The sequence below is a fragment of the Vibrio sp. 05-20-BW147 genome, from assembly GCF_013369385.1.
Lineage (GTDB): Bacteria > Pseudomonadota > Gammaproteobacteria > Enterobacterales > Vibrionaceae > Vibrio > Vibrio floridensis.
The window spans coordinates 163,396-175,951 of the sequence record NZ_SZTO01000007.1; the positions used below are offsets into that span (position 1 = coordinate 163,396).

The following is a 12,556-nucleotide window of genomic DNA, read 5'->3' on the forward strand; positions in this document are numbered from 1 at the left end:
ATCAAAATTGGACCTTATAGCTAGACCAATTTGTCTTTATTGTTCGTGTCATCTAAGCACTTCGCACGAAAGGGAGAGAAGTATGTTGTCAGCAACGGACAGGACTCAAATTAAAAAAGCGGCACGTAAAGCAGTACACGATGTCGAGCAGTTACATCGGATCATTGATGAAAGCTTGATTGCTCACATCGCCATTTCGGATGCCTCCGGACCCATTGTCATCCCGATGCTTGCTTGGCGTGTCGACAACCAAGTCTATATTCATGGCGCGCGAAACAGCCGCTTAATCAAAGCGCTGAGATCAGGGCAAAATACCTGCCTCACTTTTACTTTATTTGATGGCTGGGTGTTGGCACGCTCTGCCTTTCACCACAGTGCCCACTACCGAAGCGCAGTGGTTTTTGGTCAATTTAATGTGATAGAAGAGAATGCAGAAAAGGATCGTTTGTTGAATCATTTTATTGAGCAGATTGCCCCTGGTCGCACCGAGCAGGTTCGCTTAAGTAACGAAAAAGAGCTCAATGCCACCGAACTGCTCGCCATCGGGTTGGAAGAAGCTTCGGTAAAAATCAGTGCATTTGGTGTCAATGACGATAGCAGCGATCTCGATCGTCCCGTTTGGGCGGGCATTTTACCCTACCGAACCGTTGTCGGGCCATTAGTGGGTGTGGATGAACAAGCGGGCCAAATTCTATCGCCGGATTACGCATCAGCGTATGGCAAACGATGGTTTTCTGCCCCATTGAACGATTAACGAACATCGTGGAAGCGCTGTAGATACTCTTTGGGCGTCACTCCACGATGTTTCTTAAACATGCGGTTGAAGCTAGCAATATTGGTATAACCTAATCGCCGAGAAATGTCCTCAATGGTAACCCCTTGAGCAAGCGCATTTACCGCTTGGTTACTAAGAACATATCCACAAACCGTCGAAAAATTGAGCCCTAGTGCATGCAATCGCCGCTGCAGTTGCTGTTCTGACATCGAGATCAATTCAGCAACTCGGTGAAGCGTTGGTAAACCATAATGACAGCTGTAGTTGACCAGCTCGTAGATCGATTTTAGCTCATCATCTGGCACCGGCATGTTGAGTAAATCATCCAGATCAGCAAAGTTCATTGCCAGCCGCTTGTTGGCTATTGGTTTTTTCTGCCTAACCGCCAAACGCTCGTCAGAATGGAGCCACACTTCGGTACGCTTGTGATTCCAACCGATCTCACAACCAAAAAAATCTTGATAACGCTGACGGTTTTGTCGTGAGCCCGAAATCATCACCCGTTTTGGGCAAAAGTCTTCGCCAAGGTGTTCTCGCAATACTTTGGTCATAAATATCGCGATGCGAATACTGTCGTGAACTTTCACATCGGTGTGAACAAAAGGATTGTCGTATGTCCATTTGACGATAGCGCCAATCTGAGCGCCCGCCAAAAACGCCCCCGATTGCAGACAGCTAACGCCGTAGTTGATGCGTCGGATGGTTGTGGAGAGATCATGCCCTGAAAACAGCCAACGCCCTACCGCGCCAAATTTTGCTATGTCCACTTCACTGGTCAAATTAAGAATGAAATCGGGTTCGGTCGCCTGCTCCAACTGGGCGTACATACGGTTCACTTCAGAAAGCGGGATCAGGTTCATTGGTTGCTTAAACACGGAGTGAGGAATGATCAATTGCCCCTCGTCCAAACCATACTTCTGCTTCGCATTGAAGTAGAGGTTCACTATAGAAATAGCACGGATGAAACGCACCGATTTGATATCCATAAACAGATCGCATCAATTAAAGCTAAATTTTGAATTAATCTGTCACAAATAAAGACGACTTTCAAATCCTGAACACAATGACGCGAAAAGATTACAGGAGAAATGAATGAGTCTACTTAGTGTCCCTTTTGTTGGAACAGGCGCAGACACGGCACTGCATGTTGTCGCGACCTTTGTTTTAATCGCAAGCGTCGCTGCAGCTGGATTTGGTTTTTGGAAGATTCACGAGCTTCCGATCAACAAAGCACACAGCAAAGATCACCATCAAATTGGACTCATTACCGCCCTCACCTGGATTGGATTTTTGTGGCATTGGGTATGGGTACTGGCCGTCATCCTCGCTTTTGTCGATATGGACAAAGCGATTATTCACCTGCGTGATACTTGGAAAGGCACGCCTGAACGCGAAGTCACTCAAGAGGAGAACGCGCAATGATTGAAGGTTTAGCGGTATGGGCGCTGTTCATCTACTTGCTGCGCATGGTGGGTATGCCTTGGAACAAAGGGACAAAAGCTTTTGCTTACCTAGGTGGTGTTTCTTGGCTGATGTTTGTGTGGGTCGGGCTGATTAACTTTACGCCGATGGATATCTCTGGCGGCTCAGTGGTGCAATCGCCACACATTCAATTGCGCCCGGACTCCAGCAACGTCAACGGTAAAGTTGAGAAAATCTACATTTCGCCCAATCAAGCAATCCATAAAGGCCAACTCATCTATCAACTGGATGACACCCCCTTTCAAATTGCGCTCAACCAAGCCCAAGTGACAAGCCAAGCCGCGCAAGTGGCACTTAAAGTGGCGCAGGAAGACATCGCCATTGCTCAGGCGAGCTATGAGGCGGCGCTGCAAGATCTTGAGACATCAAAAAGTCAGCTGGCAGCAGCGAAGGCCGACCATCAGTTACAAGCCAAAACCTTAACGCGATACGTCGAACAAAACCGAGTGGTGAAGAACACCATCACGCAGAATGACATCGACAAGCAGACAACGGCAGTGGAGCTGGCTAAACAGAACATCGTCACTTTGCAATCTTCTTTAAAGAAGAAAGAAGTCGATGCAAGCCGCGCAAAACTCGACATTACCAAAGCAGAATTAGCCGTCGAAACCCGCACGGCGGATCTTGCCAAAGCGAAAGAGCAAGTCGCGCGAGCGCAATGGGAGCTCGACAGTACCTTGGTTTACGCACCAGCCGATGGCTTTGTCACCAACTTCATTTTGCGTGAAGGGCAACGTGTTTCGATGATGCCAAGGCTGCAAATGTACACCAACGAAAAATACGTTTTGATGCGTGTTAATCACCAAGCCATTCGCAATGTCAAACCGGGACAAATGGCGGAGTTCGCCTCTTCGGTCTACCCCGGAAAAATTTTCTCTGCGGAAGTCGAAGGCATTGTCGAGGCGACTGGAGAAGCACAAGGCAACCTGCTCGGTTGGGATGACTCAGTGCGAATGACCACGGGTAAAAACCTCGCCAACAAACATCACTTTGTGCGTTTAAAAATTGATGAACCAGAAGGCTACGACTTGCCTGTCGGCTCAGTGGGCTTGGCATGGGTCAGCGGTGAAAAACCGATCGGATTCCTCGCGTTTCTCGATGTGATCCGCGGCATCATTATCCGCATGAAGTCACAACTTTACTTCTTTTATTCCATTTAAACACTCAAGGCCGTATTTTACGGCCTTACTTTCACCGCCCAATCACTTTATTTCCTCTGTACGCTTTGATTTCACTGCGCTTTCCAGTACCTTATCGAACATTATAATTTTTTCGTTTTTATTTTTTCGGGGGATACTTTGTGAGTGAATATCAGGATCTACCCTTACTGATTGAGCAGATCGCGAAAGCAGAAGATGCCGAACAGGTTGTTTTGCTTAATGACTCTATCGACTCTGGCTTAGAATCGGGTTCCATCGCTTTAATTTTAGAATCGCAACCTGTCGATGATCGTGTTCGGTTGTGGCGTGCTCTGCCACTGGAAATGCACATTGATGTGTTGACCGACATGCGTGCCGACGCACGCTATTCCGTCATCAATGCCTTGTCAGAAATTGAACTCAAGCTAACGCTAGCCAAGCTAGACAACTTATCGTTGATCGAATGGGCAGACTCTCTGCCAGAAGAGATCATCAATGAAGCCCTTTCTCTGATTGAAAAATCAGAGCTAGAGCTGTTCGATCTTGCAAACCAGTATGGTGATGACGAGCTTGGCCGCTGGGCAGAGCGAAAGATCATTACTCTCCCGTTTAATATCTCGGTTGACCGTGCAAGACGGTTGATGGAGAAATACAGCTTTGATACACCACAGCAAGTCTATCTTATCAACAAAAAGAAACAGTTTCGTGGCGTCGTCAATTACTACGAAATTCTGCGTAGTGAAGGCAGTACCATTTTAAAAAATCTGGTGATTGACCCGGTCATTCTGCTAAGCAGCAAGATGGCACTGGCGGAAGCCGTCGAAGCCGTCGAGCACAGCTCGTTGCCAGCCCTTCCGGTTGTTGATGAAGACCAAACCCTGATTGGCGAAGTGGATTGGCAGTTCGCCCTTACCACGCAAAGGGAGATTTACGAAGCGCGTTTAATGGCCGGTACTGGTATGGATGAGGGGGACGACCTGTTTGCTCCTGTGGTCAAAAGCTCTAAAAAACGTGGCGTTTGGCTCGGCATCAACTTGCTGACCGCTATCCTTGCTTCCGTCACTATCGGGTTGTTTGAAGACGTGATATCGCAAGTGGTGGCGCTGGCAGTATTGATGCCGATTGTGGCTTCCATGGGCGGCATTGCCGGTAGTCAAACACTCACGCTGATGGTTCGTGCCATGGCATTAAACCAAATTACCCCAGGCAACCGTTTTGCGCTATTTAAAAACGAGTTTGGTATTGGTGCCATTAACGGCCTTTTATGGGCGGTGATCATCGGTGGATTAGCCGCGCTTTGGTTCCAATCACCCGTTATTGGTGGCACCATTGCGCTTGCTATCGTGGTCAACATCATTACCGCTGCGATGTTCGGTGTGCTGATTCCAATCATCCTCGATAAACTGGAGCTTGATCCCGCATTAGCGGGGTCGGTTATTCTGACCACCGTCACTGACGTCGTCGGATTTTTTGCCTTTCTCGGCACAGCCAGCTTGGTCATGTTGTAAAGCACTTCATCCTGCAACTCGCTGATAAACGGAAGCTTCGTCTTCCGTTTTTTATTGAGTGAAGAAAAAACAGTACATTTATTGCCCAATTATTACATTAACCTATCAATAGCGTTTTAATTATGTTTCGCATATTGCATTTTCATTTTGCAAAGGACATTTTCCATTAAGCAACCATTGTCACAGAAACCCAGCTAAAAACGCGGTTTTTAAGACAAAACAAAGTTGGCACGCTTTCTGCTTATATAAAATTGACCCTTATTAAGCCGAGGGTCACCTAGCCAACTGACGTTGTTAGTGAACTTGATTTGTTCACAAATATATAAGCCAATCGCACCTTTTGCGGTTGGCTCTTTTTTTATCTATCTGCTCTAACTTCCCTACGAAACACTTTCCTTTCTTTGTCAAATTCTCTTAGGCTATCGAGAGATTCATTATTCAAAATCCATCATTGCAATCCATCCGTCATGCTTATGAAAACCAATTATCAACAACGTTTGATCCCTGTGATTCGCTATCTCGAGAACCACTTTGACACGCCTCTAAACCTAGAAGAAGTGGCTCGTTTGGCCCACCTTTCTCCTTACCATTTCCATCGCATCTTTAAAGCGGTCACTGGTGAGACGCTTAATGAATACTTGCGTCGCCTTCGACTGGAAAAGATTGCCAATCTGCTGTTTTACAGTAAACCCAGCGTGACTGAGGTAGCGCTAGACTATGGATTCTCCAGCTCGCAAAGCTTAGCGAAAGCATTTCGGCAGCATTTTGGACTTACGCCCTCACAGATTCGACAGTGTGAAACGCTTGAACAGTTTGCTCTGGTGCTACAAGAGAGCAAGATAGGACACACGCTGCGCAAGAATGGACACGAAGCATTCACTGAACCCTCATACACTGGAGGGGAATCACAAACATGGAGTAGCACAATGGATATTCAAACATTCCCAGCCAGTAAAATTGCCTATATTCGTGTCACTGGTGAGTACGGCAAAAACTACGAACCAGCAACACAAAAGTTATATCAATGGGCAGGACCGCGTGGTTTGGCGGGCAACACCTGTATTTTCATTTATCACGATAACCCTGAGATTACCCCTGCGGACAAATGTCGAACGGACATCTGCTTGCTCAACTGTGAAAAGGCGGAGGGCAATGGAGAGATCGAAATCAAAGACTTTCCTGGCGGTGAGTACGCGTTCATCCGTAAAACCATTACCGATAACGCGCAATATGCCACCGCGTGGGACGAGTTGATGGCACGGCTTGTCGAGCGTGGCTTAGAGTCGGATGAGCGTCCTTGCTTTGAGCTGTATCATTCCTATGATCCACAGACCCAGCACGCGGATGTCAGTTTCTGCACTGCCGTCACAGCCTAGATCGAAAGTGGGTGAGCGGCTGCTCACCCATGCTCACAAGCAAAGCGTATTAATGTTAGATAAATCATAAAAGCAAACAATAAAGCAAACGCGATACCATTCTTTATTTTTTAATATATTAAAATCCCATCCATTTGTTTTTATTGAACAAAAAACAAAAAAATCAAATGCAAACGTTTTATTATCAAAAACGCGATTGACACCAACATTTTCATCACCATAATACGCGCCGTTTACCCAAAATCTGGGTCTATAATGACTATTCTATTGTATCGTGGAGGTAAAAATGGCGGCCGATAATAACTTCAGTTTGGGCCCGGTTCCCAACTCAGCCAGAAAAGGCGTTGCGTCTTTAACCATGGTGATGTTAGGGCTCACTTTCTTCTCCGCGAGTATGTGGACGGGCGGTTCACTCGGTACTGGACTCTCATTTAACGATTTCTTCCTCGCTGTTCTCATTGGTAACCTCATCCTCGGTATTTACACTTCTTTCCTAGGTTACATCGGCGCTTCTACTGGTCTCTCTACTCACCTTCTTGCTCGTTTCTCTTTTGGCTCTAAAGGCTCTTGGCTTCCCTCAGCACTGCTTGGTGGTACACAAGTCGGTTGGTTTGGTGTTGGCGTGGCGATGTTTGCGATTCCAGTCAACAAAGCGACAGGCATTGATACCAATACCCTCATCATCATTTCTGGTCTATTAATGACAGCGACGGTTTACTTCGGTATCTCTGCGCTGATGGTGTTATCTGCCATTGCTGTACCCGCAATTGCGTTACTCGGCGGATACTCGGTAGTAGAAGCGGTAAACAGCGTGGGTGGTGTGGCTGAACTACAAAAAGTACAACCTGCGCAACCGCTGGACTTCTCTGTGGCTCTCGCCATGGTGGTTGGCTCTTTCATCAGTGCAGGGACGCTGACCGCAGACTTCGTACGATTCGGCAGAAAGCCAAAAGGCGCGGTGATGGTCACTATGGTGGCATTCTTTATCGGCAACTCACTGATGTTTATCTTTGGTGCTGCGGGCGCGGCAGTCACTGGTCAATCCGACATCTCCGAAGTGATGATTGCGCAAGGTCTGCTTATCCCGGCGATCATTGTGCTTGGTTTGAATATCTGGACCACCAACGACAACGCGCTTTACGCATCCGGTCTAGGCTTCTCTAACATCACAGGCTTGCCAAGCAAATACATCTCCATGGTGAACGGTTTGGTCGGCACGTTATGCGCACTATGGCTGTACAATAACTTTGTCGGCTGGTTAACCTTCCTGTCGCTTGCCATTCCACCCATTGGTGGCGTCATCATTGCGGATTTCTTTATCAACCGTAAACGTTATTCCAATTTCGCCGCAGCAGAGTTCCAAACCGTCAACTGGGCTGGCATTATCGCTGTAGCGATTGGAGTGGCCGCAGGTCACTTCCTTCCAGGTGTAGTACCTATCAACGCGGTACTCGGCGGCACAATCAGCTACCTGATTCTCAATCCTATTCTAAATAAAAAGAGACTGGCCGAACTGCCAGCGTAAGGAACCATCATGACAACACTATTGATCAAGAACGCAACGCTTAAGGGACAGGAAGGTCTCCAGCAAATTTTGATTGAGGATGGTCAATTCACGCGTATTGAAAACAACAATGTCGAACTCAATTACACCGGTGACGTTCTTGATGCCGAGGGCGGCATGGCGGTCGCCCCGTTCTGCGAGCCGCACATTCACCTAGACACCACGCAAACCGCGGGTGAGCCAAGCTGGAATATCTCCGGGACACTTTTCGAAGGCATCGAGCGTTGGGCTGAACGCAAAGAGACGCTGTCGATTGAAGATGTTAAATCGCGCGCGAAGCAAACGCTCAAGTGGCAAATCGCCAACGGTGTGCAACACGTTCGTACTCATGTTGACGTATCAGACCCGACGCTAATCGCGCTAAAAGCGATGGTGGAAGTGCGTGAAGAGATGAAAGAGTGGGTAGACATCCAAATCGTAGCGTTTCCGCAAGAAGGCATTCTGTCTTACCCGAACGGGAAAGAGTTGCTAGAAGAAGCGGTTCAATTGGGGGCGGATGTGATTGGTGCGATCCCTCACTTTGAGTTTACTCGTGAATACGGCATTGAGTCGCTGCATTATGTGTTTGAACTGGCACAAAAATACGACCGTTTGATTGATGTGCACTGTGATGAGATTGATGATGAGCAATCGCGCTTTGTTGAAACGCTTGCCGCACTGGCGCACAAGTTCAACATGGGTCACAAGGTAACCGCAAGCCATACAACCGCAATGGGTTCTTACAACGGTGCGTACGCCTCTCGCCTATTCCGTTTGCTGCGCATGTCGGGCATCAACTTCGTGGCAAACCCGCTGGTCAACATCCACCTTCAAGGCCGCTTTGACGATTACCCGAAACGCCGTGGTGTCACACGCGTAAAAGAGATGCTCAATGCCAACATCAACGTCTGTTTTGGTCACGATGACGTGTTTGATCCTTGGTACCCACTAGGCACTGCCAATATGCTGCAAGTACTGCACATGGGTCTGCATGTTTGCCAAGTGATGGGGTACGACCAAATCAACAACTCACTTGATCTGATCAGCACCAACTCAGCGCGTACGCTGAACATTCAAGACAAGCACGGCATTGAAGCAGGGAAACCTGGTAGCTTACTGATCCTTCCTGCGGAAAATGGTTTTGATGCAGTGCGTCGCCAAGTGCCGGTTCGTTACTCTGTTCGTCACGGTAAAGTGATTGCAGAAACACAACCTGCGACAACGCACATCCACCTTGGAGAGCGTGAACAAGTCACTTTTCAGCGCTAACATTCGCGATGCATGCTATTGAAGATGAAATTGGCCCATCGGGCCAATTTTTTCATTCAACCCCATTAATATGGAATCAATCTCACATAAATATTAAGTAATTTAATAATAAATTGTGGAATATTTGCGCACTAAAAAAATCACGACTAGTGTTAATACAACCCAGTGAACCTGAAAAGAGATAGCGAATTTTCAGAACTCACTAACAACGTCACACTCACAACTCTCATATCAATGATAATAACTCAACATTAAACGGCTCCCTTAGGAGCCGTCTTTGTTACGATTAAATTAATTATTAAGTTATTGATTTTTATTAATGATTACTTTCTTAGCGCATTGAGTTTCGCTTGAGCAATACCAAAGATAGTGTCAATGGGGTAGCTGCCATCATCGGTTGACTCGCCCGCCGGTTTGCCGGTAAAGATCTCGATTGCTTCAGTGACATGGTCAATCGCCCAAATATGGAAATCACCTTTTTCTACTGCTCTAACAATATCTGGTCTCAACATCAGATTATGCACATTCGAGCGTGGAATAATCACCCCTTGTTGATCATGACGACCTTTGATGACACACACATCAAAGAAGCCTTCGATCTTCTCGTTTACCCCGCCAATCGGCTGTGACTCACCAAATTGGTTCATCGAGCCAGTGATCGCGATATCCTGTCGGTTTGGCTGCTTGGAAAACGCCGATACGACGGCACACAACTCCGCCATACTGGCGCTGTCACCATCCACTCCCCCATACGATTGCTCAAACGTAATCGTGGTGGTCAATGGCACTTTCGCATTGCGGCCAAACACCGATGAAAGATAAGCCGACAATATCATCACGCCTTTAGAGTGAATGCTGCCACCCAAATCCACGCTGCGCTCAATATCGATCACCTCACCTTCACCATAACAGGTGGTGGCGGTAATACGGTTTGGCGCACCAAACGCATGGTCACTGGTGCTCAATACCGATAAAGCGTTCACTTGTCCCACCGCATTACCTTCGGTACGAATCAGCGTAGTGCCATTGATAAAGCCTTCCATCACGGCATCTTGCAAGCGGCTTACTCGCATTTCTTGATTGCTCAATGCCTCTTCCACATGACCAATGCGAATCATATTGGCGTTAGACTGCTTGGCCACATAGTTCGACTCACGTAGCAAATTAGCAATGTGCGCCGAATGCAATGAGAGCTTGCCTTGGTCGCCCACCAGACGCGAGCTGTGCTCAATGATGCGCGCAATGGCTTTCTTATCGCAATGCAACAGGCCATTGTCATGCACCACGCTGGAGATGAAGCGCGCGTATTGCAGTTCAGATTCCGGCGTGCGTTTCATTTCATCTTCAAAATCGGCGGTAACACGGAACAGCTCGCTGAACTCTGGATCGTAGTGTTGTAACAACTGATACGTGCGATAGTCGCCAAACAAAATGATCTTGATGTCGAGCGGAATCGGTTCCGGATCAAGTGACACCGCACCAGTCAACGTCACCTCTTTTTCTAACGAGGTAAAGCTGAGCTGACGAGAACGAAGCGCTCGTTTCAAACCATCCCACACGTACGGCTGCTCAAGCACTTTTTGTGCATCCATCAACAGCACGCCACCATTGGCTTTGTGCAAGCTACCCGCACGAATTAAGGAGAAATCGGTAAATACCGTGCCTTTGAACGTCGCGGTTTCAATCGAACCAAACAAGGTGTGATAGTTTGGTGTCTCTTCGACAACGATTGGAAACTCACCCGTCTTGCGGCTCACCAACACGTTCACTTTGTAGCGGCGCGGCAGTTTCTTATCAAGAGAAGCAGTGGCCACTTCACCTTGCTCACCCGTCTCTTCCAAAAAGATATCGGCGTTTTCGATGATGTCTTTTTGCAGTTCCGTTAAATAAGTTTTGATCTCAGGATATTGTGAATAATCGAGTTTAAGTTGCTTGATAAAGTGCGTAATCACATCGCGAGTCACATCGTCATTGAGCTTTTTGATTTTCTCGCTGTAAGACTCTTCCCACTCCGTTAAGTGGCGCACCATCGAACGAAGGTTCACTTCAAGCTCGTCGATACTGGCACCAAAGTACTCCTGCTCTTTACGGCTTAGGGCATCAAAAGTCTCTTCTGTATGCAGCTCTTCACCGTTCAACGCAACGAACTGATAATCCCCTTGCGTGGTGATGGTCAAACTGATGCCTTTCTCTTTGGCATCTTTGGTAATCCGTTCGAGCTCTTGCTCCTGCTTTTGCACCAATTGGTTTTTTAGCTTATCGGCTCGCGAATAATACATTTCGTTGTCAAACGCGAGAGGCATCGCGTTAACAAGCTTGGTCATTAACTTTTCGATATCGTTGCGAAAACGCACCCCAACACCTTGTGGCAATTTAAGCACTTTAGGTGTACGAATATCTTCAAAGTTCGCGACATAGCACCAATCATAGAGCGCATCCACATCGTGTTGATGGCGGTTTAAGTAGCGCAAAATCATCGTGCGCTTACCCAGTCCATTCTGACCAATGGCGTAGATGTTGTACCCTTTTTCCTTGATTGACATAGCAAACTCAACCGCTTTTTGTGCTCGCTCTTGCCCTACAATCTCGTCAATCGGAGCCAACTCCTTGGTTGACTTACATGGCAGTTGCTCTAACTCAGCTACAGAATAGAGTTGTGCTGCAGATAATCTTTGAATCGCCATCGCTGCCTCCTTGTTTCTTGTTCTTGTCTTTCTTCCCAGTTAGCTCAATCCATTCATCGCTGATATTGAGCTCTCAGGAGGTTCTTTTCTCCACACTACCTCAAGTCTAGTCGGAATTAATAGAATTTTTAGTGACTTATGCAACACGCCAGCGTAAGTGAGCAGAAATGCAGCAATTGTTAATCAATAAAATCAAATGATATAAATTTGCATTTGATAATAATTTTCATTTAAACTTCAAGAATCGCGTTTTAGACAGGAGAGTAACGTGAACATCGAACAATGCTGGATGCGCTTTCTTAAAGCCCAAGAGTTAATGGAACAAGGTCATTGGCCGGAAGCTCATCACTTATTCAGTGAAGTGCTTACTTACTTGCCTACCCATATTCAGGCAGCCGCGCATGACTGTGAACTCAAACCGTGTCAGCTCGTTTGTTTACTCAGCGGATTACGTGACGCCAGTATCATGCAGTCAGAACTGTATAACCGTATGGGGCTCTATCAAGACGCTTTTTCTACCCTCAACAACACCTATGCTCTGTTCCAATTTGTGGCACTGGAGCAAAGTGAACTCATTCAACGTGTGCACTCCATGTTAAGCAAACATTGCGATGATTTGCTCTCGTACATGACGGCATTTTGCCGAGCACAGCGAAATGCGCAATGGATGCTGGAGTTAGATCAAGTCAACCGCGCTCACGCGCAGTTTGCAACGCTACAACTTTTTCATGGTAGCGCTCCACAGCACGCTACTCGCGTCCTTAACTAAGACAAGGAATT

10 protein-coding genes are annotated in these 12,556 nt (G+C 47.1%); 8 read left to right on the forward strand and 2 right to left on the reverse strand.

Annotation, left to right across the window (positions count from 1 at the left end; genetic code table 11):
* Window positions 1-82 precede the first annotated feature (82 nt).
* Window positions 83-754, forward strand: a complete 672-nt coding sequence (locus FC652_RS08330; protein WP_176298204.1) for a pyridoxamine 5'-phosphate oxidase family protein — start codon at window positions 83-85, stop codon at window positions 752-754.
* Here FC652_RS08330 and FC652_RS08335 read toward each other — a convergent pair.
* Window positions 751-1,761 carry an AraC family transcriptional regulator gene (locus tag FC652_RS08335; RefSeq protein WP_176298205.1) on the reverse strand — a complete coding sequence of 337 codons (1,011 nt, stop codon included), beginning with the start codon at window positions 1,759-1,761 and terminating at the stop codon, window positions 751-753. The genes FC652_RS08330 and FC652_RS08335 overlap by 4 nt on opposite strands.
* Before the next feature lie 106 nt (window positions 1,762-1,867).
* Here FC652_RS08335 and FC652_RS08340 point away from each other — a divergent pair, with 106 nt between their 5' ends.
* The 6 genes from FC652_RS08340 (at window position 1,868) to FC652_RS08365 (ending at window position 9,092) form a co-directional block, all read left to right on the forward strand.
* On the forward strand, window positions 1,868-2,197 hold the full coding sequence (locus tag FC652_RS08340) for an MFS transporter (protein WP_176298206.1): 330 nt from the start codon (window positions 1,868-1,870) through the stop codon (window positions 2,195-2,197).
* A complete protein-coding gene (locus FC652_RS08345) occupies window positions 2,194-3,417 on the forward strand; it encodes an HlyD family secretion protein (protein ID WP_176298207.1) in 1,224 nt (407 codons plus the stop codon). Before FC652_RS08340 ends, FC652_RS08345 begins: the two co-directional genes overlap by 4 nt.
* Window positions 3,418-3,557: 140 nt before the next feature.
* Window positions 3,558-4,904 (forward strand): magnesium transporter, encoded by a 1,347-nt coding sequence (locus FC652_RS08350; RefSeq protein ID WP_176298208.1) that lies wholly within the window; start codon window positions 3,558-3,560, stop codon window positions 4,902-4,904.
* A 473-nt stretch (window positions 4,905-5,377) separates the two neighbouring features.
* On the forward strand, window positions 5,378-6,280 hold the full coding sequence (locus FC652_RS08355; RefSeq protein WP_176298209.1) for a GyrI-like domain-containing protein: 903 nt from the start codon (window positions 5,378-5,380) through the stop codon (window positions 6,278-6,280).
* A 286-nt stretch (window positions 6,281-6,566) separates the two neighbouring features.
* Window positions 6,567-7,805 carry a cytosine permease gene (gene codB, locus FC652_RS08360; protein ID WP_176298210.1) on the forward strand — a complete coding sequence of 413 codons (1,239 nt, stop codon included), beginning with the start codon at window positions 6,567-6,569 and terminating at the stop codon, window positions 7,803-7,805.
* A gap of 9 nt (window positions 7,806-7,814) precedes the next feature.
* A complete protein-coding gene (locus FC652_RS08365; protein WP_015728188.1) occupies window positions 7,815-9,092 on the forward strand; it encodes a cytosine deaminase in 1,278 nt (425 codons plus the stop codon).
* Window positions 9,093-9,415: 323 nt separating this feature from the next.
* On the opposite strand, the gene FC652_RS08370 is transcribed toward FC652_RS08365, so the two are convergent.
* Window positions 9,416-11,776 carry a Lon protease family protein gene (locus FC652_RS08370; protein ID WP_176298211.1) on the reverse strand — a complete coding sequence of 787 codons (2,361 nt, stop codon included), beginning with the start codon at window positions 11,774-11,776 and terminating at the stop codon, window positions 9,416-9,418.
* Window positions 11,777-12,044: 268 nt separating this feature from the next.
* Between FC652_RS08370 and FC652_RS08375 the strand changes: the two genes are divergently transcribed.
* The gene (locus FC652_RS08375; protein WP_176298212.1) at window positions 12,045-12,545 is read left to right on the forward strand and encodes a hypothetical protein; all 501 of its coding nucleotides are present in this window, start codon (window positions 12,045-12,047) and stop codon (window positions 12,543-12,545) included.
* Window positions 12,546-12,556: the final 11 nt, after the last annotated feature.

What these genes read in the sequence shown, in the direction of transcription:
- codB (WP_176298210.1), top strand. Translation starts at nt 6,567, where the DNA reads ATGGCGGCCGATAATAACTTCAGTTTGGGCCCGGTTCCCAACTCAGCC.
- FC652_RS08370 (WP_176298211.1), bottom strand. Translation starts at nt 11,776, where the DNA reads ATGGCGATTCAAAGATTATCTGCAGCACAACTCTATTCTGTAGCTGAG.
- FC652_RS08335 (WP_176298205.1), bottom strand. Translation starts at nt 1,761, where the DNA reads ATGGATATCAAATCGGTGCGTTTCATCCGTGCTATTTCTATAGTGAAC.
- FC652_RS08330 (WP_176298204.1), top strand. Translation starts at nt 83, where the DNA reads ATGTTGTCAGCAACGGACAGGACTCAAATTAAAAAAGCGGCACGTAAA.
- FC652_RS08365 (WP_015728188.1), top strand. Translation starts at nt 7,815, where the DNA reads ATGACAACACTATTGATCAAGAACGCAACGCTTAAGGGACAGGAAGGT.
- FC652_RS08340 (WP_176298206.1), top strand. Translation starts at nt 1,868, where the DNA reads ATGAGTCTACTTAGTGTCCCTTTTGTTGGAACAGGCGCAGACACGGCA.
- FC652_RS08345 (WP_176298207.1), top strand. Translation starts at nt 2,194, where the DNA reads ATGATTGAAGGTTTAGCGGTATGGGCGCTGTTCATCTACTTGCTGCGC.
- FC652_RS08355 (WP_176298209.1), top strand. Translation starts at nt 5,378, where the DNA reads ATGAAAACCAATTATCAACAACGTTTGATCCCTGTGATTCGCTATCTC.